Here is a 23,163-nt window from a genome sequence, read left to right as displayed (position 1 = left end):
TTCCGGCAAACGCGCTGCGCGTCAGTGGCCGGGGAAATACACCTGCTTGACGACGGCAGCCACAAAGAAACCGACTACGACGGCCAACAGAATGAGGCCGAGCCGCAGATTGCCCGCGCGGATCTGCTCGGGCGTGCGTCTTTTTTGTGGATCCCGGGTCATGCGTTCAGCGCGGCCGGCCGCGGCTTCTCCTTGCATCGTGAATGGCCTCTCGTACGTGCTCCGATGAAGACTGCGTGAAGACCGCTGACTTCGTTTGCGCCCGGCTGCGCACAGCCGGACGCCACAGACTCAACGGCTCACTCGACCGTCGGCGGATTCTCGAACGTGTGGAACGGCGCCGGGCTCGGCACGGTCCACTCGAGGCCCGTTGCACCGTCCCACGGCTTGTCGCCGGCCTTCTCCAGTTCGCCGCCGCCGCGATACGCAGGCAGCGCCACCGCAAACAGGAAGTACACCTGAGAAAGTCCGAAGCCGAAGGCGCCGATCGTGATCACCTGGTTCCAGTCGGTGAACTGGGCCGGATAGTCGGCGTAGCGGCGCGGCATGCCGGCCAGGCCGACGAAGTGCATCGGCAGGAACGCGAGGTTGAAGAAGATGAGCGAGCACCAGAAGTGGATCTTGCCGCGCATCTCGTTGTACATCCAGCCGGTCCATTTTGGAGCCCAGTAGTACCAGCCCGCAAACAACGCGAATAATGATCCCGCCACCAGCACGTAATGGAAGTGCGCGACCACGAAATAGGTGCCGTGATACTGGATGTCGAGTGGCGCCATGGCGAGCATCAGGCCCGAGAGACCGCCGAACGTGAACACGATGAGGAAGCCCACCGCGAACAGCATCGGCGTTTCGAAGGTGAGCGAGCCGCGCCACATGGTGGCGACCCAGTTGAACACCTTCACGCCCGTCGGCACGGCGATCAGCATCGTCGCGTACATGAAGAAGAGCTGGCCCGTGACCGGCATGCCGGTGGCGAACATGTGGTGAGCCCAGACCATGAACGAGAGAATCGCAATCGATGCCGTGGCGTACACCATCGAGCTATAGCCGAACAGCGGCTTGCGCGAGAACGCCGGAATGACCTGCGAGACGATCCCGAACGCCGGCAAGATCATGATGTAGACCTCGGGGTGCCCGAAGAACCAGAAGATGTGCTGGTACATGACCGGGTCGCCGCCGCCGGCAGCGTTGAAGAAGCTCGTGCCGAAGTGGCGGTCGAACAGCAGCATCGTGATCGCGCCCGCGAGCACCGGCATCACGGCGATCAGCAGGTAGGCGGTGATGAGCCACGTCCACACGAACATCGGCATCTTCATGAGCGTCATGCCCGGCGCGCGCAGGTTCAGGATGGTCACGACAATGTTGATGCCGCCCATGATCGACGAGGCGCCCATGATGTGCACCGCGAAGATCGCGAAGTCCATGCCCGGGCCCATCTGCGTGGAGAGCGGCGCGTAGAGCGTCCAGCCCGCGGCGGTCGCGCCGCCCGGTGCGAAGAACGAGCCGACCAGCAGACACGCGGCGGCGGGCAGCAGCCAGAAGCTGAAGTTGTTCATGCGCGCGAACGCCATGTCCGAAGCGCCGATCTGCAGCGGAATCATCCAGTTCGCGAAGCCCACGAAGGCCGGCATGATCGCGCCGAACACCATGATGAGACCGTGCATCGTGGTGAGCTGGTTGAAGAACTCGGGGCGCATGATCTGCATGCCCGGCTCGAACAGCTCCGCACGAATGGCGAGCGCCATGACGCCGCCCGAGAGGAACATCACGAACGAGAAGAGCAGATACAGCGTTCCGATGTCCTTGTGGTTCGTCGCCAGCAGCCAGCGGCGCCAGCCGTGGGGCGTGGCGTGCGCGTGGTCGCCGTGCACGTGGCCGTGCCCTCCAGCTACATCGTGTCCGATGCTAGACATGACTTATCTCCTGTCGGCCCGGAGTTGGCGCTTTCACGCCTGACTCCGGCCCCATGCAATTTAACTGCGGAAGCGAATTGCCTGTGTCTCTTGCTGCAGCGTTTGCCTGCTTGTTCTATGCTCGCGCAGCGCCTGCCCTGCGCCCGTTGCTGCCTGTCCTTCCCGCACCGGCCCGCTCAGGCCGCCGCGCTGATCTCCACCCGGCGCGCTTCTTTCGCGTTCGCGCCGCCCGTGATCGTTTCCGGCTTCTTCAGAATGATGTGGTCTTCGGCGATGCCTGCCGCCTTCATCGCGTCGCGCACCGCTTGCGCGCGGCGCCTGGCGAGCTCGGCGTTCGTGCTGGCATTGCCGCTCGAATCGGTGTAGCCCGACAGCGTGAACTTCGCGTCCGGGTGCGCCTTCGCGTAGTCGGCTGCAGCCTGGATGGCGTCCTTCGCGTCGGCGGGCAGCGCGCTCTTGCCCACTTCGAAGTAGACGCTCGCCGGCAATGCGGCTGCGCCCGGCGCCTGATCCGCGCCGCTTGCGGGGGCCGCACCACTTGCCGCGCTCGCTTCGGCCGCGCCGCTAGCCTCTTGCGCACCGCTTGCGGCGGCCGCGCCGCTCGCGCCACCCGCACCCGCCGCGGCGGTATGGTCGCCGCCTTCGGGCATCTTGCCGTTACGCGCGTCGGCCACCTGACGCGGCTGCAGAATGTCGTCGGTATGGTTGCCCCACGAATTGCGCTCGAACGTGATGACCGAAGCGATCTCGACGTCGTTCAGCGTAGGCGCCCACGCAGGCATGGCGTTCTTGCCGTGCAGGACGATGTTCACGTGCCCGGCGATCGGCCCGTTGGCGATCTTGCTGCCGTCGAGCGCAGGGAACGCGCCCGCGCCCTTGCCGGTGGGCTGGTGGCACACCGCGCAGTTCGACATGTAGACCTTCTCGCCGCGCTCCTTGAGCTCGGCCAGCGTGTAGGTCTTGTTCGGGTCGTCGCTGGCGGCGGCCATCTTCGCCTTTTGCGTATCGACCCACTTCGCGTAGTCCTCGTCGGAAAGCACCTCGACGACGACCGGCATGAACGCGTGCTCCTTGCCGCACAGCTCGGTACAGAAGCCGCGATAGGTGCCGACCTTGTCGGCCTTGAACCACGTGTCGCGCACGAAGCCGGGAATCGCGTCCTGCTTCACGCCGAACGCGGGCACGTACCACGAGTGCACGACGTCGTTGGCCGTGGTGATGATGCGGATCTTCTTGTTGACCGGCACGACGAGCGGATTGTCGACTTCCTGCAGGTACGTATCGGTGATCGGCACGCGGTTGTTCACCTCGGAGCGCGGCGTGCTGAGCGTGGAGAGGAAGTTGATGCCCTCGCCCGGCCCCTTCACGTAGTCGTAGCCCCATTTCCACTGGTAGCCCGTGACCTTCACGGTGAGATCGGCGTTGGAGGTGTCCTTCATCGCGACGACGGCCTTGGTGGCGGGCAGCGCCATCAGCACGACGATGATGAACGGCACCACCGTCCAGATGATTTCGACCGTGGTGCTCTCATGGAAGTGAGCGGCCTTGTGGCCCTTCGATTTACGGTGCGCGTAGATCGAATAGAACATGACGCCGAACACGCCGACGAAAATCACGGCGCACAAGAGCAGCATCATCATGTGGAGGCTGTAGAGCTCTTCGGCGATGCGCGTGACGGGCGGCTGGAAATTGATCTCGTTCACCGCAGGGCCGCCTGGGCTGTCTCCAACTGCGAGTGCCGCGCCGGCGACGAGGAATCCGCTGCACGCCAGCACGCCCTGGAGGGCTCGCTTGATTGTTTTCATAGCTTCCTTACCCATAATTTCCATTCAAACCCTCGACCCCGCAGGAAGGTTTTGCAACCAGGGCGCCCCCTGGGACGCTCATACCGCCAACCGGCAAGCTCACGCACCGCGCATCAAAGCGCGCGCGCAAGCGAGGCGCGCAGTTCCCGCGCGAACTGCGCACGCCGATATTGCGGCAGATGCAACCCGACAGCGACCGCCTGGCCGCGGGACACGAGACGCACCGGGTCGCGTGGGGTCGCGCCCGGCTCGACCCGGACCCAGCGGGGATTGAATTCGAACTGCGTGAGCACGTCGGCGCTCATCTGTTCGATCACCAGCCGGTTCGGATAAAGCCTGATACGTTCGTAATCGACAGCATGGCGCGCATAAATGACAAAAGCGCCGCCTACTACCAACAGATCGATACCGGTAAACGGCAAAACCAGCCAGGCGCCGTGGATCAACAACAGAACGGCGATCGCGATGGAAACCAGCGCCAGCGAAACATAGAAGAACACGAATTGCCTGGGCGAAACCGAACAGTTGCGCTTCATGGTCCAGTCTTTCAGGACCGGCTCTGGACTCGCCAGCAGATCAGACGCCTGCATCGCCCGCTTCCCCCACTTGCAACCTCGCCAGACTATCGCCGCGTCGCGCCTCGCACAACTACGGGAACATCTGGACTTGCCACAATGGATTTTGGGGACCCTTCCGTGCAGCAAACTGACGCATTATAGGCGCGATCCCCTGCCCTAACAAGCAAGCATCAATTGCCCGCGAACCCATGCCAGACGGGCCTTACAGCGATTTTCCGGGCATTTTTCCGGGGCTTTTCAGGCGCTAATTTCAGGCATAACGAAAGCCCCCTTACCACGTTACCGATTCCTTGCCGGACCCCGCCCGATGTCCTCGATGCGCACGATGCCATGGCCTTCGGCAGTCGTGCGCGGCACGGCCTTCCACGCGTGACCGTAGATGATCTCGAAGGTCAGCGGAATCGTGCCCGCGTGCGGACCGTCCGTGCGGCGGCGCGCCTCGAGCGCGGCCACGAGCGCACGGTGCAGGCGCCGCGCGCCGTGCGTGCCGCCGCCGTTCTCACCCTCACCCGCGCTATCGCCGTTGCGCGCGAACGGATACGCGCCCCAGCGGCGCACGTCGGCGAGCAGTTTCTCCGGCGTCTTGTAGGTGATGGTGAGCGTTTCCTGGTCCATCACCGGAATTTCGAAACCGTTCTCGACGAGCATGTCGCCCAGATCGTGCATGTCGACGAAATCGATGACGTGCGCGCGCGTCGGCACGCCGTGCGCGGCCTCGACTTCGGCGAACGCGCCGCGCAGTTCCTTGAGCGTGTCGGGCCCGAGCGTGCTGAACATGAGCAGGCCGTTGACCCTGAGCACGCGCTGCCACTCGCCGAACACGAGGTCGGGACGCGGATGCCAGTGCAGTGCGAGATTCGACCACAGCAGTTCGAACGCGCCGTGCGCGAACGGCAGCTCGGCAAAGTCGGCCTGCGCAACACGCGGACCGCGCGAACCGAGCGCGCGGCCGACCGAGGCGGGCAGAAAACGCCGCCAGCTCGTGTCGGGGGCGTCGTGCTCGCGGGCGTGGCGAAGCATGCCGAGGGAGAGATCGGTGCCGAACACCGGCGCTTCGGGAAAGCGCTCGCGCAAGCCGGGCAGGTCGTCGCCCTGGCCGCACGCGATGTCGAGCACGGCCGCGGGATTCACCTTGATGTACTCGAGGCGCTCGCGCATGCGCTGCGCGATTTCACGCGGCAGGAACGCAACGTCGTCGAAAGTCGCCGCACGGCGATCGAAGATGCGCCGAAGGTGCCGGGTGTCATAGTCCGGACGGCCAGTGCTTGCGGGAGACGGAGACATGTCGGTCGTATTGGCGAAGTCTGCGAAGTATACTCGCTCACTCCTTTCCTTTCAGTCACGCGAGCCCGCTGCACGGGCCGTCCTTCGATGCCACCGCGCCCTTCTTCACGTGATGCACGCCATGCAGCGCGTATCACGCCGCCCGCTTCGCACCGCACTCATCCTGCGGGCATCGCGCGCGTCTGGCGAAAAGCGCGGGCGCTGCCGTCACAGCTTGCCCACTTCGTGCTGCCCAATCTGTGCCCATTATGCGGCAATTTGACGCGAGCCACGCTCTGTGTGTGCTGCGACGCCGCGTACTGGAATGAGCCGCGCCTGCGCTGCACGGTCTGCGCGATGCCGCTCGCGCGCAGGCGCAGTGCGGCGGGGCGCGCGCGCTACCGCTGCGAGGCCTGCGCCGACGCGCCGCCCGCCTTCGACGCCACGCTCGCGCTCGCCGATTATCGCGCGCCGCTCGACCTGCTCGCGCGGGGCCTGAAGTTTCGTGCGCGCCTCGCGCTTGGCGAGGAATTTGCGCGACGCCTCGCACTGGCCGCACAAGACATGTGCGATGAACACGGCATGCCGGAGATCGTCGTGCCGGTGCCGCTCTCGCGCGAACGCCTCATCGAGCGCGGCTATAACCAGGCCTGGCAGATCGCGCGGCCGCTCGCGCGCCGGCTGGGCACGCACGCGGACGCCACGCTCGTCCGACGCATCCTGCATACGGCGCCGCAATCGAAGCTCGATCGCGAGACGCGCCGCCGCAATGTCGGCCGGGCGTTTGCACTCACGCGGCCGCTCAGCGGCCAGCACGTGGGCGTGGTCGACGACGTGATGACCTCGGGCGCCACGCTCGACGCGCTCGCGCATACGCTCAAGGCGGCAGGCGCACGGCGCGTGACGAATTACGTCGCGCTGCGCACGTCGAAGGACTGATCGGCCCCACCCTGTTCAAGACATCGAGAGAGTTTCATCGTCATGTTCAACGTCGTTCTCGTCGAACCCGAAATTCCGCCGAACACCGGCAACGTGATCCGCCTGTGCGCGAACACGGGTGCGCGGCTTCATCTGATCGAGCCGCTCGGCTTTCCTCTGGACGACGCGAAAATGCGCCGCGCGGGCCTCGATTACCACGAGTACGCGCAGATGCACGTGCACGCCGACTGGGACGCCTTCATCGCCAGGGAGGCACCGGACCCGTCGCGCATGTTCGCGTTCACGACGCGCGGATCGGGCCGTTTTCATGCGCATGCGTTCCAGCCCGGCGACTGGTTCGTGTTCGGCGCGGAAACGCGCGGCCTGCCCGACGCAGTGCTCGCGCGCTTCGAGACATCACAGCGCGTGCGCCTGCCGATGCGGCCCGGCAATCGCAGCCTGAATCTTTCGAACACGGTCGCGGTCGTGGTGTTCGAAGCGTGGCGTCAGGCGGGGTTCGAAGGCGGCGAATGAGGCGAGTGCGGTGTTACGCGTTGCCCTACGCCTTGCCGCGCGCCGCAAGCTCACGTTCGTAGCGCGTGAGCATCGCGTTATCGAAGCACGCGAAGATCACCTGCCCGAGCGCGGGGTATTGGGGTAACGCGTCGATCACGGCCGCGACGGCAATCGTCACCGCGTCGTCAGCGGGAAAACGGTAGACGCCGCAACTGATTGCCGGAAACGCGATGCTCGTCACGCCTGCCTCACGCGCGCACTCGAGCGAGCGCCGGTAGCAGGAAGCGAGCAGATGCGCCTCGTCGCGGCCGCCGCCGTACCAGACAGGGCCCACGGTATGGATGACGTGTTTCGCGGGAAGGCGATAGCCGCCGGTGATTTTGGCGTCGCCGGTCGGGCAGCCGTTCAGCGTCTCGCATTCGCGCAGCAGGTCCGGCCCGGCGGCGCGATGGATCGCGCCGTCCACGCCGCCGCCGCCGAGCAGCGATTCGTTAGCGGCGTTGACGATCGCATCGACCTTCAGCGTGGTGATGTCGACGGCCTGCGCTTCGATGCGGCAATTTCCGATGATCAGCATACGGTCCTCCTTGCTCTCAGGAGTTGGCGCGTTATGGCTTACTCCAATCCCGCGCGGAGCGAGCGGACTTCCTGCGACGCGCAACAGGGCCGAGGCGGAAGCGCCCTACTCCGCCTTCGCGTCGCGCCGCAGCAGCGCGCTCACGGCGTCGCGCGGCGCGACACCGTCGAACAGCACGGCGCATACCGCCTGGGTGATCGGCATTTCGATGCCATGTGCGCGCGCAAGCGCCAGTACGGCCTGCGCGCAGCGCACGCCTTCGGCCACGTGGCCGAGTGCGCCGAGGATGTCGTCGAGCGTGCGGCCGCTCGCGAGCTGCTTGCCCACGGTGCGGTTGCGCGAGAGGTCGCCCGTGGCGGTGAGAATGAGGTCGCCGAGGCCGGTCAGTCCCGTGAAAGTCTCGGCGCGCCCGCCGAGCGTGACGCCAAGGCGCGTCATTTCGGCGAGGCCGCGCGTGATGAGCGCGGCGCGTGCGTTCAGGCCGAGGCCCAAGCCGTCCGCGATGCCGGTCGCGATCGCGAGCACGTTCTTGACCGCGCCGCCCACTTCCACGCCGACCACGTCGTCGCCCGTATAGATGCGCATCGCGCGGTGATGGAACGCCGCGAGCGTGCGCTCGCGGCACGCGGCGGAGGTGCTCGCCACCGTCAACGCGACGGGCAGGCCCTCGCCGACTTCGCGCGCGAAGCTCGGCCCCGAAAGCACGCCGTTGCTCGCGTGGCCTGGCAGCTCGGCCGCCACGACCTGGTGCGGCATCAGCTGGGTTTGCGCTTCGAAGCCCTTGCAGAGCCAGACGAAGTGCGCAGGCACGCGGCCCATGTCGCGCAGCGTGCAGAGCATGTCGCGCAGGCCCGCCACGGGCGTGGCGAGCACGACGAGATCCGCCGCGCCCGACGCATGGCCGAGCGCGGCGGCGAGATCCGTTTCGTACTGGAGAGTTTTGGGCAATGCGACGCCCGCGAGGTAGCGGGCGTTTTCGTGCGTCTTGCGCAGGGTGTCGACGAGCGCGCCATCGCGCGCCCACAACACCGTGTGATGCGCCTGGGCGAGATGCCCTGCCAGCGCGGTGCCCCACGCTCCGGCGCCGAGAACGGCGATGTTCATTCCGATACTCCGCACCGGTAGTTCGTGGAAACGATCAACGTACGTTTAGTGCGTTGCGCTGCTCGCACCGTCCTGCTGGGCGAGTTGCTGCAGGCGTTGCTCGTAGAGCGCCTGGAAGTTGATCTCGGCCAGGTGGATCGGCGGGAAGCCCGCACGCGTGATCGCGTCGGCGATGTTCGAGCGCAGGTACGGGAACAGGATGGTCGGGCATGCGATGCCGACAAGCGGATCGACCTGTTCGGCCGGGATGTTGCGGATGTCGAAAATGCCGGCTTGCTTGGCTTCGATCAGGAACGCAACCTTGTCCTTGACCTTGGCCGTGACGGTGCCGGTAACGATGATCTCGAACACCGATTCGGCGAGGCGCTCGGCCTTGACGTCGACTTCCACTTCGACCGAAGGCATGTCCTGCTCAAGGAAGATGGCCGGCGAATTCGGCTGCTCGAGCGACATGTCCTTGAGGTAGATGCGCTGGATATTGAAGAACGGCTGGTTGTTCTCGTCAGACATGGTGTATGGCTTCCCTGATTGAATGGATCGCGGCGGCATTATCGTGACATCTCGAAGTCCCGACAATGCACCGCGCTACGGCAATGAACGGCAACAGGCCCGCGCAAGCCCCACTGGCTCGCGCGGGCCAAAACCCTGCGTCGCTACGTCACGCTGCGCAGCCCGCCTGCGGACCGGGGCCGCACGGCTATCGGGCTGCGAATCAGGCTTTGAACCAGACTTTGAAGCAGCCTGGACCCGCCGCCTGTAAACCTCAGGCGGCTTCGAGCAGCGGCATCAAGCCGCCCGCACGGTCGAGCGCGGAGAGGTCATCGTAACCGCCCACGTGCGTCTCGCCGATGAATACCTGCGGCACGGTACGCCGGCCGGTGCGCGTCATCATCTCTTCGCGCCGCGCCGGGTCCCGGTCGATCAGCACTTTCTCGATGTGTTCGACGCCGCGCGACTTTAAAAGACGCTCGGCCATCTGGCAATACGGGCACACCTGGGTGCTGTACATGACCACTTTGCTCACTTCGAACCTCCTTGTTTGACGACCGGCATTCCGGCCTGCTGCCAGGCGTTCACGCCGCCGTCCAGCACGTGGACTTCGGCAAAACCGGCGTCCTTCACGAGGCGCAGCGCCTTGTGCGACTGCTGGCCCGTCTGGCAGACCAGCAACACCGGGTTGCTCTTGTTCTTCACGAGCTGGCCGATCTTCGTCTCGAGTTCGCCAAACTCAACCTGGCGCGCCGAGGGCAGATGACCCTTCGCGAATTCACCCGCGGGACGCAGGTCGACCACCACCGCGTTGCGGCGGTTGATGAGCTGCGTCGCCTCGGCGGTGGAAACCCCGCCGCGCCCGCCGCGCTTGAGCGTCGGCCACAGGAGCAACCCTCCCGAGATGAGGACGATCGCGATGAGTACAAGGTTGATGTAGTTGGTGAAGAACGTCACGGAGGGTCCGCCGGAAAAAGGGAAAGTCGGAGAAATCGTGCGAAATCGGATTCGGACAATCCGCTCATTATAAAATAACCGTTTGTCGCAGGGTTACCGCCCCCCAGCCCGGGCGCGCAGCCCGCCGGACTGGACCGCCGCCATCGCGCCGCCTTTGCGTCGCCGCCGCGTTGCGCCTCCCGTCCCCGATTACCGCTTCCTTCACTACCGACCGGCATCCTCATGTACAAACTCGTACTCATCCGCCACGGCGAATCGACGTGGAACAAGGAAAACCGCTTCACCGGCTGGGTGGACGTCGACCTCACCGAGCAGGGCAACCGCGAAGCGCAGCAGGCAGGCCAGCTGCTCAGGGAGTCCGGCTACACGTTCGACATCGCCTACACCTCGGTGCTCAAGCGCGCGATCCGCACGCTCTGGCACGTGCAGGACCAGATGGACCAGATGTACTTGCCGGTGGTCCACTCATGGCGCCTGAACGAGCGTCACTACGGTGCGCTTTCGGGCCTGAACAAGGCCGAAACGGCGGCGAAGTTCGGCGACGAGCAAGTGCTGGTCTGGCGCCGCAGCTACGACACGCCGCCCCCGGCGCTCGAGCCGACCGATTCGCGCACGTCGTACAACGACCCGCGTTACGCCAAGGTGCCGCGCGAGGAACTGCCGCTCACCGAGTGCCTGAAGGACACGGTCGCGCGCGTGCTGCCGATCTGGAACGAGTCGATCGCACCGGCCATCAAGGCGGGCAAGAAGGTGGTGATCGCCGCGCACGGCAATTCGATCCGCGCGCTCGTGAAGTACCTCGACAACATTTCGGATAACGACATCGTCGGCCTGAACATCCCGAACGGCGTGCCGCTCGTCTATGAGCTGGACGAGAACCTCAAGCCCATCAAGCACTACTATCTGGGCGACGCCGAAGCCATCGCGAAGGCGCAGGCCGCCGTTGCGAACCAGGGCAAGAAGGCGGGCTGATCGGGCTGATCGGGCTAACGCCTGGCGCTGGCGCTGGCGCTGCCCGGCATCGGCCACCCCTGGCCGTGCCTTGTCGATTCAGGCAGCCGCCGGTCCTGCGGGCCGGCGGCTGTGCGTCGGCCAGTCCTGCGGCCACGCGGGCGACGTGCAGGTTTGCCCCTGCCCCCGGCCGCGCCGGAAATTCGTTGCACATTCCCCTTCTCTGCCTTGTTTTCGGGCCTGGCTGGCAAGATTGCCAGCACCCTGCCAGCATCGCGCCAGAACCGAAATTACGGCACACGGTTTGCGAACCAGGCGCCGGCAGCACTGTCTTAGTGCCATCGCACGCGCCATATACACAGCCGCGGCGGGTGTGCAGTTATACTTGTCCGTCGCTTTTCCAATAGACGCTGCCACGCGCCTTTTCGACCGCACGCAACATACTCTATGCGAAAGAACCTGAAAAACATCGGCCTGATCGCCGCTGGCCTCGCGACCGGCGTATTTGCCACCCTGCAGATTTCCGCCGAGGCGCAGCAAACCCAGCAGACGGTCGTAGAGCCGCTGCCGCTCGACCAGCTGAGGCTCTTCGCCGAAGTTTTCGGTCAAATCAAGCATGAGTATGTCGTGCCGGTGGACGACAAGAAGCTCCTCACCGCCGCCATCAAGGGCATGGTGTCGAGCCTCGACCCGCACTCGTCGTATCTCGACAAGACCGATTACCAGGAGCTCCAGGAGCAGACCAAAGGTCGCTTCGCGGGCCTCGGTATCGAAATCTCGTCGGAAGACGGCCTGATCAAGGTCATCTCGCCGATCGAAGACACGCCCGCGTACCGCGCCGGCATCCGTCCGGGCGACCTCATCACGCGTATCAACGACAAGCCGGTGCGCGGCATGACGCTCGACCAGGCCGTCAAGCAGATGCGCGGCGACCCGGGCACCAAGGTCACGCTCACGATCTTCCGCAAGACCGACGACCGCACCTTCCCGCTCACCATCACGCGCGCCATCATCAAGGTGCAGAGCGTGAAGTCGAAGATCCTGCAGCCCGGCTACGCGTATATCCGCATCACGAGCTTCCAGGAGCGCACGGTCCCCGACCTCGCCGCCAAGCTGCAGGATATCGCGCGCCAGGAGCCGAACCTCAAGGGCATCATCCTCGACCTGCGCAACAACGGCGGCGGCCTGCTGCAAAGCGCCGTGGGCGTGGCGGGCGCGTTCCTGCCGCCGGATTCGGTCGTCGTCTCGACGAACGGCCAGATCCCGGACTCGAAGCAGGTCTATCGCGACACCTACGAGAACTACCGCCTGCCGTCGTTCGACGGCGACCCGCTCAAGGGCGAGGCGGCCGAGTTCAAGACCGTGCCGATGGTCGTGCTGACCAACGCCTACTCGGCGTCGGCCTCGGAAATCGTGGCGGGTGCGCTGCAGGACTCGAAGCGTGCGCTGATCGTCGGCAAGACCACGTTCGGCAAGGGTTCGGTGCAAACGGTGCGTCCGATGACGGCCGACACCGCGCTGCGTCTGACCACGGCGTACTACTACACGCCGAGCGGCCGCTCGATCCAGAACAAGGGCATCCGTCCTGACATCGCGGTCGACCAGTACGCCGACGGCGATCCGGACGACGCACTCGTCACGCGCGAAGTGGACTACCAGAACCACCTCGCCAACACGCAGGATCCGGACGAGAAGAAGGAGCAGGAAGTGCGCGAGCAGGAGCGCATGGACATGCTGCGTCAACTCGAAGAGCAGAACGACAAGAAGACGCCGGAGCAGCGCCAGAAGGATCGCGAGCGCAAGCCGGTCGAGTTCGGTTCCGCCGACGACTTCATGCTCCAGCAAGCGCTGAACAAGCTTCAGGGCAAGCCGGTGGCCGAATCGAAGTCGCCGATGGAGCGCCGCCTCGCGGGGCAGAAGCCGCCTACCTCGGCCTCTGCGCCGATCGCCGTGAAGCCGGGCGCCCTCATCATGGCGCCGGCTCCGGGCTCCGCTGCCGCGCCGGCCTCCGCTCCGGCTCCGGCGAAGTAACACGCCGTACCGCCTCGCGATCCGCGCGCCCCGTGCGCCGGTCGCGAGGCCTCCCTCCTCCAGCCGCTGGCGTCGTTACAATAACGGCACTGTCTTTCCCCGGCGCGCGCTTCCCCATTCGGGGCTATCCAGGCTCTCGAGGTCCATCGCAGCGCCATCGAACCAGTGCATCGCGATGAACGACGACCAACTCCTTCGCTATTCCCGCCATATCCTCGTCGACGAGATCGGCATCGAGGCGCAGCAGCGCTTTCTCGACGCGCATGCGATCGTCGTGGGCGCGGGCGGCCTGGGGTCTCCAGCGGCGATGTATCTCGCGGCCTCGGGCGTGGGCACGCTCACGCTCGTCGACAACGACACCGTCGACCTCACCAACCTGCAGCGGCAGATCATGCACGAGACGGCGTCGGTCGGCCGCGCGAAGGTCGAATCGGGCCGCGACGCAATCGCGCGTCTGAATCCCGAGGTAAAGGTGAACGCGCTGCAAACCCGCATCGACGATGCGTGGCTCGACGCGCAGGTGCCGGGCGCGACGGTCGTGCTCGACTGCACCGACAACTTCGCCACGCGCCACGCCATCAACCGCGCATGCGTGAAGCACGGCGTGCCGCTCGTCTCGGGCGCGGCATTGCGCTTCGACGGACAGATCAGCACGTTCGACTTCCGCGACGACGCCTCGCCCTGCTACGCCTGCGTGTTTCCCGAAGATCAGCCATTCGAGGAAGTGGCGTGCTCGACGATGGGCGTGTTCGCGCCCACGGTGGGCATCATCGGCGCGATGCAGGCGGCCGAGGCGCTGCGCGTGATCGGCGGCATCGGTGCGACGCTCGTCGGGCGGCTCATGATGCTCGACTCGCTGCGCATGGAGTGGAATACGATGCGCGTGGCGCGGCAGCCGGATTGCCCGGTGTGCGGCGAGCGTCATCGGCACGCCTGACGCCCGCGCGAATCAAGGCAGAAAGAAGCCCCGGACATGCCGGGGCTTTCTGCCTTATACGGATGGGCAGGTGAGCGCTCAGGCCTGCGCCACGCGCTGCAGCGCGGCCTGCAGTTCCTCTGGCTCGTAAGCGGCCAGCACCTCAGCCACCGGCTTTTCCAGCGTCTTGAGCTGCGAGCGCAGGATCTCCTGCTTGACCACGAGCAACTGGCTCGGGTGCATCGAGAACTCGGTGAGCCCCATGCCGAGCAGCAAACGCGTAAACGACGGGTCGCCCGCCATCTCCCCGCACACCGAAACCGGCACACCCGCGCGCTTCGCCTCGCGCAAAGTATGCGCGATCAGCTGCAGCACGGCCGGATGCAGCGGATCGTACAGGTCGGCCACCGCATTGTCGGCGCGGTCGATGGCAAGCGCGTACTGAATCAGGTCGTTGGTGCCGATCGAGAGGAAGTCGAGCCGGCGCAGGAACATCGGCAAGGCGAGCGCGGCCGCCGGAATCTCGATCATCGCGCCGACCTGGATGTTGGGATCGTAGGCGAGGCCGGCGTCGTCGAGCTGACGCTTCGCCTCGCGGATCAGGTCGAGCGTCTGGTCGATCTGCTGCGCGTGCGCGAGCATCGGAATCAGGATCTTGACCGAACCGAACGCCGAGGCGCGCAGGATCGCCCGCAGCTGCGTGAGGAACATCTGCGGCTCGGACAAGCTCCAGCGGATCGCGCGCAGGCCGAGCGCCGGGTTGGCGGCCGTTTCGTACCCGTCGCCCGCATTCATGGCGTCGAGCGGCTTGTCCGCGCCCACGTCGATCGTGCGGATCGTCACGGGCAGCCCGCTCATGAGCTCCACCGCGCGGCGGTAGGCGGCGAACTGCTCGTCCTCCTCCGGCAAGTGGCTCTTGTGGTTCATGAACAGGAACTCGGTGCGAAAGAGGCCGACGCCCGTCGCACCCGAGTCGAGCGCGGATTGTGCGTCGTCGGGCAGCTCGATGTTCGCGTATAGCTGGATCTTCGTGCCGCACAGCGTTTGCGTAGGCGAGAACTTCAGCCGCTGCAGCTTGCGCCGCTCGAGCGCCATCTCGCTTTGCCGGTAGGTGTATTCCTCGAGCACGATGGGCGCGGGATCGACGATCACGACGCCATGGTCGCCGTCGACGATGATGAGATCGTCCTGGCGGATCAGCGCGCTCGCCTGCTGCACGCCCACCGCCGCCGGAATGCCGAGGCTGCGCGCGACGATCGCCGTGTGCGAGGTGCGCCCGCCCAGATCGGTGACGAAGCCCTGGAAGGTTTGCCCCTTGAACTGCAGCATGTCGGCTGGCGCGATGTCGTGCGCGACGACGATCATCTCGTCGCAGCCGCCGTGCAGCGAAGGAGGCATGGCGCCCGCGAGCGACTTCAGCACGCGCTCCACGACCTGCTCGATATCGGCCTTGCGCTCGCGCAGGTACTCGTCCTCTACGTCGTCGAAGTGACGCGAGAGGCGTTCGAGCTGTTCGGTAAGCGCCCACTCCACATTGAAGCGGCGCGTGCGGATGAGATCGATGGTCTCCTGCACGAGCATCACGTCGTTCAGGATCATGAGGTGAACGCCGATAAACGCGCCCATTTCGGAAGGGGCGTCGGCGGCGAGGTCGGCGCGCAGTGCGTCGAGCTCCTGCTCCACGGCCTGGAGCGCCGCGCGAAAGCGCTCGATTTCGTCTTCGATCTGCGCGTGCTCGATGAGGTAATGGTCGACGTCGAGCGCAGCCGGGGCGATCAGATACGCTCGCCCAATGGCTATACCGCGTGATACGGGAATTCCATGCAGCGTGAACGGCACGCGCACCTCCTCTGGTTATTTGATGCTGCGGCAAACCGCTGCAATGCGCTCTCTCAGACCCCGGCGATGATTATAAATTCCGGCGCGGCGGAATGTGGCCACGCGCACCTGTTCGCGCATGACTGCGGCCTTGTGCAGCAGTCGCCGCCCACAAACAAAAACGCCGCGGCAAACCGCGGCGTTCCAGACAAGGCGCAATGACCACGCGTCTTACTGGCCTTCGCCAAACTTGTCGGCGATCAGCTTGAGCAGCGCGCTCATGGCGTCGGCCTCGTCCGGGCCTTCGGTTTCGATCATCACCGTGCTGCCGATGCCTGCCGCCAGCATCATGACCCCCATGATGCTCTTGGCGTTGATGCGGCGGCCGTTGCGGCTCATCCAGATTTCCGACTGATAGTTGCCTGCGAGCTGAGTCAGCTTCGCCGACGCCCGCGCGTGCAGGCCAAGTTTGTTCACGATGGTCGTTTCTTGTTGCAGCATAGGTCGATCCGGACGCAGTGTATGGAAGTGTGACTGGATTGTTTCGCTGTGCCTTGTAGTTGGCTTTCGCTGGCGCGCCGCCCGGTTCAGGTGCTGCCAGCCGGCCTGAGCACGCCGGCCGCGACGCCGCCGGTGCAAGCCGCGCCCCGCGTCGCCGCGGCGGGCTGGCTCGCGCTCTGGCCGGCTGCCGGATTCGCGGCCTGCTTTGTCGCGTCGGCAGCGGCTTCGGTACAGGGCGCGGGCGGGCAGCCGCATTCGCTCGCGCTCGCAACGGGCGGCATGGTCGGGCCGATGGTCTGCACGCCTTTGCTCGCGCCGGCCAGCGCCTTTTCGACGAGCGTATCGAGCGGCGTTGCCCGGTAGCACACGGCACGCACCAGCATCGGCAGATTCACGCCGGCCAGCACGCGTACCTCGGGCACCGTGGCAAGCCGCGCCGCGATATTCGAAGGCGTGGCGCCGAACATGTCGGTCAACACGAGAGCGCCGTTGTCTTCGCGCAGGCGCTCGATTTCCGAATGCGCCTTGGCGACCACTTCAGCCGGGTCGCTGTCGGGGAGCACGTCGAGCGCGCCGATGCGCGCCGGACAACCGCCATAGATATGCGCGATGCAATCGCGTAGCGCGGTGGCGAGCGGTGCGTGCGCAATGATCAGAATCCCTGCCATGTCAGTACTCGCCGGGCCGCCCCAGGCGTACTGGCACCCCCTCGGGGGGCAGCGACCGCAGGGCGCGTTGGGGGTAGTTCATATCAGCTTGACTGCAAAAACGGCTCCGGTTGATGCTCGGACGACCCGTAGATCGCGTCCCGCAGCGCCGACCCTGCAGCCAGCCGTGAGCTCGCAGGGTCGGAACACGCGCCGCGCGGCAGCCGGAACGTCTTGACGCCGGCTTGCCTGCCCGGAACGCGGGCTCGCCGCATTGTAGCAGGGTCATTTTCGCGCACGCGAGGCGGTTCTGCTCACAGCGGCGACAGATGTCGCGCGCCATTCACACGCTCCGTGCGACCGCTCGACCCTTCGTGGTCCAAAACTGCCCGCCAGCCAGGGTCTCGATGGGGCGCCTGCCCTGCAAGGCGCCCACATCCGGCAAATGTAGCCATACATGCGGCTTTCAAGTCCGCGCTCCAGGTGCAGACTTCAAATGCGCCCGGCCCGCCGATCCTGGTCAGATTCGCGCCAGATTCGCGCCAGACTCAGACCAGATTCAGGCCACCTTCAGGCCGCCGCGCGCTCCAGCGCGTCGATGAACATCGCGGCCACGTCGAAGCCCGTCTGCTCCATGATTTCGCGAAAACACGTCGGGCTCGTGACATTGACCTCGGTGAGCCAGTCGCCGATGGCGTCGAGCCCTACGAGCAGCAGGCCGCGTGCCGCGAGCGTCGGGCCGAGCGCCAGGGCGATCTCCATGTCGCGCCCGGTGAGCGGCTGCGCGACGCCCAGTCCGCCCGCCGCCAGATTGCCGCGCACTTCATTGCCCTGAGGAATACGCGCGAGCGAAAACGGCACCGGCTCGCCGCCGATCAGCAGAATGCGCTTGTCGCCGGCCTTGATTTCGGGGATGAACTTCTGCGCCATCACGCTGCGCGCCCCGTCGTGACTCAGCATCTCGATGATCGAGCCGAGGTTCATGCCATCCGCCTTCACGCGGAACACGCCCATGCCGCCCATGCCGTCGAGAGGCTTGAGGATCACGTCCTGGTGCTCTTCATGGAACTTGCGCAGGCGCGCCGCGCTGCGCGTCACGAGCGTAGGCGCGACGAACTGCGGAAATTCGCCGATGGCGAGCTTTTCCGAGTGGTCGCGAATCGACTGCGGCTTGTTGAAGATCTTCGCGCCCGCGCGCTCGGCGATCTCCAGCAGCCACGTCGACGTGACGTACTCCATGTCGAACGGCGGGTCCTTGCGCATGACGACGGCGTCGAAGCCGGTGAGCGCGCGCGAATCGGCCGTGGCTTCGAACCAGATTTCGCGATGCAGGTCCGCCGTATCGCCGATGATCGTAAAGCGCCGCACGTCGGCCTCCACCTGGCCGTTCACCCATGCGAGGTGCTGAGGCTCGCACGCGAAGAGCCTGTGGCCGCGCTTCGCGGCCTCGGCCATCATCGCGTAGGTCGAGTCCTTGTAGATCTTGAACCGCTCGAGCGGATCGGCGATGAAGAGAATGTCCATATCGTCTCTGCCTTGTCCCTGTCTTGTCGCTGTCCTGTCACTGCGTGGCGCCGGGTGCGGTGCCTGCTTTCATGACGGCAACGCCCGCACGGTGGCGGGCGCTGCGTTCGATTGTGTGAATGACGACGGCCGGATCAGACCTGGATCGCCTCGGGGTCGGTCTTCTCCAGCTCGACCGAGGCCGCCAGCAAGCCAAGCCGCGCCACCACGCCGTACATGTAAAAGCGGTTCGGCGGCGCCGCGCCCGCTTTCGCGCGCGTGTCGGGCAGCGCCGTGTGCTCGAAGCCGAGCGGCACGAAGTGCATGCCCGGCGCGTTCAGGTTCTGGTCGCGCTCGCGGCTGCCGTGCGCGCGATAGAAGCCGCCCACCACATAGCGGTCGATCATGTACACGACCGGCTCGGCCACTTCGTCGCCGATATGCTCGAACGTGTAGACGCCTTCCTGCACGATCACGTCGTGCACTTCGAGCCCGTCCTTCGTGGCCGACATCTTCGCACGTTCGCGCTTCGTGAGTGCGGCGACCTCCGAGGCGTCGTGCACGGTCATCACGCCGCGGCCGTCCGTGCCGGCATCGGACTTGATGACGACATAGGGCTTTTCGGTGATGCCGTACTCGCGGTACTTCTTCGCGATCTTCTTGAGCACGGCGTCGATGGCGCTCGCCAGTTGCTCCTCGCCCGTGCGCGCCTCGAAGTCCACACCTTCCACGTGCGCGAAGTACGGATTGATCATCCACGGGTCCACGCCCACCATCTTCGCGAACTTCTTCGCCACATCGTCGTAGCAGGAGAAGTGCGTGGACTTGCGGCGCACCGCCCAAGCCGCGTGCAGCGGCGGCAGCACGTACTGCTCGTGCAGGTTTTCGAGCACAGCCGGAATGCCCGCCGAAAGATCGTTGTTCAGCAAGATCGAGCACGGGTCGAAGTTCTTCAGGCCAAGGCGCCGCTGCGACCGCTCGAGCGGTTCGAGCACGATCTTCTGGCCGTCGGCGAGCGAGATCGTGACCGGCCCGGCGATGGTTTCGTCGAGCGTGCCGAAGCGCACGTTCAGGCCCGCCTGGCGCATGATCGTGGCAAGGCGCGCGACATTCTCCAGATAGAACGCGTTGCGCGTGTGCATCTCCGGAATCACCAGCAGGTTCTTGGCGTCCGGGCAGATTTTTTCGATGGCGGCCATGGCCGCCTGCACGGCGAGCGGCAGCACTTCCTGCGGCAAGCAGTGGAAGGCGCCGGGAAAAAGGTTGGTATCGACAGGCGCGAGCTTGAAACCGGCGTTGCGCAGGTCGACCGACGCGTAGAACGGCGGCGTGTGTTCCTGCCATTCGAGGCGGAACCAGCGCTCGATGGCCGGCGTCGCGTCGAGGATGCGCTGCTCCAGTTCGAGGAGCGGGCCGTTCAACGCCGTGACCAGATGCGGGACCATAAGGGGTGACTCGCGGACGAAATGCTTTGATTGTAGGGAAACCGGTCGCTCATCTGGGGACGATTGCGCCAGTTGCAAGACAGGATTGCCCTCGTGGATTCCCGTCATGAAATCCCTGGGCGCGGTAGGGTCAATCGAGCGTTCCGCGCACGCGGATATTCACGCCGGATATCCATTCTGGACCGAGCGCGCCGGCCGGCGCAATTGGGCACACGGATTGAAGGGGCACTATGCAAACGCGCAGACGAGGCGCTTATTCCTCCCTCGCTGACGCAAGAGCAAGGCCCACACCCGGCGCACCCAAAGAAAAAGGCCCGCCGAAACGGCGGGCCCAGGTCGCTGCTTGCTGCCCTGCTAGATCAAACCATCGAACGCGGCGCGCTTATTCCACGCGCTCGCCATGCAGAACCACGTCGAGCCCTTCGCGCTCTTCTTCTTCCGAAACGCGCAGGCCCATCACCATGTCGATCACCTTCAGCAGGACGAAGCTCACCACGCCGCTGTAGATGAGGGTCGTGAGCACGCCCTTGATCTGCAGGATCACGCTGCCGTCGGCGCCGCCGATGTCCTTGACCGCGAACACGCCCGTCAGGACGGCGCCGATGATGCCGCCGATGCCGTGCACGCCGAACGCGTCGAGCGAGTCGTCATAGTTGAACTTGTGCTTGAGCCACGTAGCCGACCAGAAGCAGACCACGCCCGCCACCACGCCGATCACGATCGCGCCCAGCACGCCGACGAAGCCCGATGCCGGCGTCACGGCCACGAGACCCGCCACGGCGCCCGAAGCGATGCCGAGCACCGACGGCTTGCCCTTGGCGATCCACTCCGCGAACATCCAGCCCAGCGCGGCGCAGGCGGTGGCGACTTGCGTCGTGAGCATCGCGAAGCCGGCACGTCCGTCAGCCGCGACTGCCGAACCCGCGTTGAAGCCGAACCAGCCCACCCACAGCATGGCAGCGCCCGTCAGCGTGAGAACGAGGTTGTGCGGCGCCATCACTTCGCGGCCGTAACCCACACGCTTGCCGAGGACGATACAGCACACGAGGCCCGCGATACCGGCGTTGATGTGCACGACCGTGCCGCCCGCGAAGTCGAGGATGCCGGCGCTGGCGAGCCAGCCCGTCGGCTCCCACACCATGTGCGCGATCGGCGAGTAGACGATGATCGACCACAGCGACATGAACACGAGCATCGCCGAGAACTTCATGCGGTCGGCGAACGCGCCGGTGATGAGCGCCGGCGTGATGATCGCGAACGTCATCTGATAGACGAAGTACACGGTTTCGGGGATGGTCGGCGCGAGGTGGCTCACGGTGAGCGTCGTCGCCTTGTCGCCCTTGATGTAGTTCATGCCCTCAAGGAAGATGCGCGAGAAGCCGCCGATGAACGAGCCGCCCGGCGTGAACGCGATCGAGTAGCCGACCACCGTCCAGATCACGGTGACGACGCAGGTGATCGCGAAGCTCTGCATGAGCGTCGCGAGCACGTTCTTCTTGCGGACCATGCCGCCGTAGAAGAGCGCGAGGCCCGGGATCGTCATGAACAGCACGAGCGCGGTGGAGGTCAGCATCCACGCGGTGTCGCCCGAGTTGATCTTCGACGAATCGACCGAGAACGGCGCGGTCGGTGCGGCGGGCGCGGCGGCTGCGGCGGCGGCCGATGCGTCGGCTGGGGCGCTTGCGGCGGCGGCCGGGGCCGAAGCCGCGTCGGCTGCGGGCGCCGAAGCCGCAGCGGCTGCGGACGCATCGGGTGCCGAAGCGGCGGCGGCCGGCGCGGAGGCCGCGGCGGGCGCGGATGCGTCGTCCGCCAGCGCGGCGCCGACGCCGCCGGCCAGCAGCGAGCCGGCCATCATCAGGGACATCAAAAGTTTGCGCATCTCGGTTTCCTCTTTCCTCTTGTCTCGGTCTCTTTAGGCCTTACTGTGGGCTTTACAGCGCGTCGGCGCCGGTCTCGCCGGTGCGGATGCGGATCACTTGTTCGATCGGGGTGACGAAAATCTTGCCGTCGCCGATCTTGCCCGTGCGGGCCGCGCGTTCGACCGCTTCGATGGCCTGCTCGACGATGTCGTCGGCCACGGCGGCTTCGATCTTCACCTTCGGCAGGAAGTCGACGACATATTCCGCGCCGCGGTACAGCTCGGTGTGCCCCTTCTGGCGGCCGAAGCCTTTCACCTCCGTCACCGTGATTCCCGAAACGCCGATCGCCGAAAGGGCTTCGCGCGCCTCATCGAGCTTGAACGGCTTGATGATTGCTGTAATGAGTTTCATGTAGTCCTCGCTGTGGTTTGCTTCATTCCTTTGTCTGCTTCTGCAACGGGCGCCTTGCGAACGGCGCGTGATGCCTCGCCGCGTCGCCGGCACACCGTGAGCCAACCGTCGTTTGGTGCGCGGGGCTGTATTAGCAACACCCGTGCCAATTTGCTTCAACCTGTGCGCAAGGCCTGACTGATGGACTTCGATGCAAGCACACCCAAAGCCGTGGACAATGCGGTCCGCGCCTTGAGGGGCGCGGCGCGCACGGCCCTGGCCGAACGGCCAGCGTGGCGCGCGTGCGGTGGCGTGGCGGGGGGAACGTTGCTACAGTGTTCTCAGGCATCGCTGCGCTGCGCGCCGCATCGCGGCTGGAAGTCGCCCGCCGCGCTACGGCGCGAAGCACACGGGCCAGGTGTGCGCACCACTTGCGCGCACACCTGGCCGTGGCCCTGCGAGTTCGCACCAAGATCGATCACGGTCCGTCGCGGGGCACAGGCGAAACAAAACTTGCACATTTTTTGTGCAGAGAAGGGGAATCGAATGAAGCAACCTAACGACGTATTCAATGATCTGCAGTCACGCGTGAGCGATCTGCTCAAGAACTCGCCGGCGCGCGATGTCGAACGCAATGTTCGCGCAATGTTGTCGCAAGGCTTTTCGAAGCTGGACCTCGTCACGCGCGAGGAATTCGACGCGCAAACGCAGGTCCTCGTGCGCACGCGCCAGCGCCTTGAAGAACTCGAGCGCCGCGTGGCCGAACTCGAACAGAAGCTGCCGGTCACTAGCCAGTCCTCCTGATCATTTCCTTGCGCACTCCTGTGCGCGATTGAGTGCAGCCCCCCCTGCTGCACCAGCGAAAGCGATCCGTAGCGCGATCGCAATGGAACCGTAAAGGGGCATACGCCTCACCAGCCTAGCGCATGCGCGGCGCGCGCAACACGCACGTACGAAGCCCGGTCCGAAGCTTCAAGCACCG

At 65.6% G+C, this 23,163-nt stretch carries 23 protein-coding genes; 6 read left to right on the top strand and 17 right to left on the bottom strand.

What is annotated here, in order from left to right; translation table 11 throughout:
• Positions 1 to 21 precede the first annotated feature (21 nt).
• The 5 genes from C7411_RS37305 to C7411_RS04150 all read right to left on the bottom strand — a co-directional run bounded on the left by C7411_RS37305 (position 22) and on the right by C7411_RS04150 (position 5,580).
• Complete coding sequence (locus C7411_RS37305) at positions 22 to 162, bottom strand: cytochrome oxidase small assembly protein (protein WP_208867222.1); 141 nt, start codon at positions 160 to 162, stop codon at positions 22 to 24.
• A gap of 137 nt (positions 163 to 299) precedes the next feature.
• Positions 300 to 1,913, bottom strand: a complete 1,614-nt coding sequence (ctaD, locus tag C7411_RS04165; RefSeq protein WP_110383014.1) for a cytochrome c oxidase subunit I — start codon at positions 1,911 to 1,913, stop codon at positions 300 to 302.
• Positions 1,914 to 2,089: 176 nt separating this feature from the next.
• Positions 2,090 to 3,742 (bottom strand): cytochrome c oxidase subunit II, encoded by a 1,653-nt coding sequence (coxB, locus tag C7411_RS04160; RefSeq protein ID WP_110383015.1) that lies wholly within the window; start codon positions 3,740 to 3,742, stop codon positions 2,090 to 2,092.
• 89 nt (positions 3,743 to 3,831) lie between these two features.
• Positions 3,832 to 4,308 (bottom strand): DUF2244 domain-containing protein, encoded by a 477-nt coding sequence (locus C7411_RS04155; protein WP_110383016.1) that lies wholly within the window; start codon positions 4,306 to 4,308, stop codon positions 3,832 to 3,834.
• Positions 4,309 to 4,575: 267 nt separating this feature from the next.
• Positions 4,576 to 5,580: a methyltransferase domain-containing protein gene (locus tag C7411_RS04150; protein WP_110383017.1), complete on the bottom strand. Its 1,005-nt coding sequence runs from the start codon at positions 5,578 to 5,580 to the stop codon at positions 4,576 to 4,578.
• A 258-nt stretch (positions 5,581 to 5,838) separates the two neighbouring features.
• On the opposite strand from C7411_RS04150, the gene C7411_RS04145 reads away from it, so the two are divergent.
• Together C7411_RS04145 and trmL are read left to right on the top strand one after the other, a co-directional pair.
• The gene (locus C7411_RS04145) at positions 5,839 to 6,498 is read left to right on the top strand and encodes a ComF family protein (RefSeq protein WP_373682557.1); all 660 of its coding nucleotides are present in this window, start codon (positions 5,839 to 5,841) and stop codon (positions 6,496 to 6,498) included.
• 42 nt (positions 6,499 to 6,540) lie between these two features.
• Positions 6,541 to 7,011 carry a tRNA (uridine(34)/cytosine(34)/5-carboxymethylaminomethyluridine(34)-2'-O)-methyltransferase TrmL gene (trmL, locus tag C7411_RS04140; protein WP_110383018.1) on the top strand — a complete coding sequence of 157 codons (471 nt, stop codon included), beginning with the start codon at positions 6,541 to 6,543 and terminating at the stop codon, positions 7,009 to 7,011.
• 25 nt (positions 7,012 to 7,036) lie between these two features.
• Here trmL and C7411_RS04135 read toward each other — a convergent pair whose 3' ends face one another.
• The 5 genes from C7411_RS04135 to C7411_RS04115 all read right to left on the bottom strand — a co-directional run bounded on the left by C7411_RS04135 (position 7,037) and on the right by C7411_RS04115 (position 10,120).
• Positions 7,037 to 7,570 (bottom strand): O-acetyl-ADP-ribose deacetylase, encoded by a 534-nt coding sequence (locus C7411_RS04135; RefSeq protein ID WP_110383019.1) that lies wholly within the window; start codon positions 7,568 to 7,570, stop codon positions 7,037 to 7,039.
• Between the two features lie 105 nt (positions 7,571 to 7,675).
• Complete coding sequence (locus C7411_RS04130) at positions 7,676 to 8,674, bottom strand: NAD(P)H-dependent glycerol-3-phosphate dehydrogenase (RefSeq protein ID WP_110383020.1); 999 nt, start codon at positions 8,672 to 8,674, stop codon at positions 7,676 to 7,678.
• A gap of 45 nt (positions 8,675 to 8,719) precedes the next feature.
• Positions 8,720 to 9,184 (bottom strand): protein-export chaperone SecB, encoded by a 465-nt coding sequence (gene secB / locus C7411_RS04125; RefSeq protein ID WP_042270084.1) that lies wholly within the window; start codon positions 9,182 to 9,184, stop codon positions 8,720 to 8,722.
• 253 nt (positions 9,185 to 9,437) lie between these two features.
• A complete protein-coding gene (grxC, locus tag C7411_RS04120) occupies positions 9,438 to 9,698 on the bottom strand; it encodes a glutaredoxin 3 (RefSeq protein WP_042270085.1) in 261 nt (86 codons plus the stop codon).
• The gene (locus C7411_RS04115; protein ID WP_042270087.1) at positions 9,695 to 10,120 is read right to left on the bottom strand and encodes a rhodanese-like domain-containing protein; all 426 of its coding nucleotides are present in this window, start codon (positions 10,118 to 10,120) and stop codon (positions 9,695 to 9,697) included. The genes grxC and C7411_RS04115 overlap by 4 nt, the downstream gene beginning before the upstream one ends.
• Before the next feature lie 222 nt (positions 10,121 to 10,342).
• Here C7411_RS04115 and gpmA point away from each other — a divergent pair, with 222 nt between their 5' ends.
• The 3 genes from gpmA (at position 10,343) to C7411_RS04100 (ending at position 14,039) form a co-directional block, all read left to right on the top strand.
• Positions 10,343 to 11,092 (top strand): 2,3-diphosphoglycerate-dependent phosphoglycerate mutase, encoded by a 750-nt coding sequence (gpmA, locus tag C7411_RS04110; RefSeq protein ID WP_110383021.1) that lies wholly within the window; start codon positions 10,343 to 10,345, stop codon positions 11,090 to 11,092.
• Positions 11,093 to 11,518: 426 nt separating this feature from the next.
• Complete coding sequence (locus C7411_RS04105) at positions 11,519 to 13,102, top strand: S41 family peptidase (RefSeq protein WP_110383022.1); 1,584 nt, start codon at positions 11,519 to 11,521, stop codon at positions 13,100 to 13,102.
• A 175-nt stretch (positions 13,103 to 13,277) separates the two neighbouring features.
• The gene (locus C7411_RS04100) at positions 13,278 to 14,039 is read left to right on the top strand and encodes a HesA/MoeB/ThiF family protein (RefSeq protein ID WP_110383023.1); all 762 of its coding nucleotides are present in this window, start codon (positions 13,278 to 13,280) and stop codon (positions 14,037 to 14,039) included.
• 78 nt (positions 14,040 to 14,117) lie between these two features.
• On the opposite strand, the gene ptsP is transcribed toward C7411_RS04100, so the two are convergent.
• From ptsP to C7411_RS04065, 7 genes are all read right to left on the bottom strand, one after another.
• Positions 14,118 to 15,857, bottom strand: coding sequence for a phosphoenolpyruvate--protein phosphotransferase (gene ptsP / locus C7411_RS04095; RefSeq protein ID WP_110383297.1), 1,740 nt, complete (start codon positions 15,855 to 15,857; stop codon positions 14,118 to 14,120).
• A 210-nt stretch (positions 15,858 to 16,067) separates the two neighbouring features.
• Complete coding sequence (locus C7411_RS04090) at positions 16,068 to 16,337, bottom strand: HPr family phosphocarrier protein (protein WP_042270095.1); 270 nt, start codon at positions 16,335 to 16,337, stop codon at positions 16,068 to 16,070.
• Positions 16,338 to 16,423: 86 nt separating this feature from the next.
• Positions 16,424 to 17,005 (bottom strand): PTS sugar transporter subunit IIA, encoded by a 582-nt coding sequence (locus C7411_RS04085; RefSeq protein ID WP_110383024.1) that lies wholly within the window; start codon positions 17,003 to 17,005, stop codon positions 16,424 to 16,426.
• A gap of 549 nt (positions 17,006 to 17,554) precedes the next feature.
• Positions 17,555 to 18,508 carry a glutathione synthase gene (gshB, locus tag C7411_RS04080; RefSeq protein ID WP_110383025.1) on the bottom strand — a complete coding sequence of 318 codons (954 nt, stop codon included), beginning with the start codon at positions 18,506 to 18,508 and terminating at the stop codon, positions 17,555 to 17,557.
• Positions 18,509 to 18,642: 134 nt separating this feature from the next.
• Positions 18,643 to 19,932: a glutamate--cysteine ligase gene (gene gshA / locus C7411_RS04075; protein ID WP_110383026.1), complete on the bottom strand. Its 1,290-nt coding sequence runs from the start codon at positions 19,930 to 19,932 to the stop codon at positions 18,643 to 18,645.
• Between the two features lie 382 nt (positions 19,933 to 20,314).
• On the bottom strand, positions 20,315 to 21,811 hold the full coding sequence (locus C7411_RS04070) for an ammonium transporter (protein WP_110383027.1): 1,497 nt from the start codon (positions 21,809 to 21,811) through the stop codon (positions 20,315 to 20,317).
• A gap of 52 nt (positions 21,812 to 21,863) precedes the next feature.
• Complete coding sequence (locus tag C7411_RS04065; RefSeq protein WP_028201804.1) at positions 21,864 to 22,202, bottom strand: P-II family nitrogen regulator; 339 nt, start codon at positions 22,200 to 22,202, stop codon at positions 21,864 to 21,866.
• A gap of 525 nt (positions 22,203 to 22,727) precedes the next feature.
• Between C7411_RS04065 and C7411_RS04060 the strand changes: the two genes are divergently transcribed.
• Positions 22,728 to 22,985, top strand: coding sequence for an accessory factor UbiK family protein (locus C7411_RS04060; protein WP_028201802.1), 258 nt, complete (start codon positions 22,728 to 22,730; stop codon positions 22,983 to 22,985).
• The last annotated feature ends 178 nt before the right edge of the window (positions 22,986 to 23,163 follow it).

Source organism: Paraburkholderia silvatlantica, assembly GCF_003096715.1.
Taxonomy (GTDB): domain Bacteria; phylum Pseudomonadota; class Gammaproteobacteria; order Burkholderiales; family Burkholderiaceae; genus Paraburkholderia; species Paraburkholderia silvatlantica.
The sequence above is the reverse complement of the archived record's forward strand: the minus strand, read 5'-3'. Positions and strand labels throughout refer to the sequence as shown.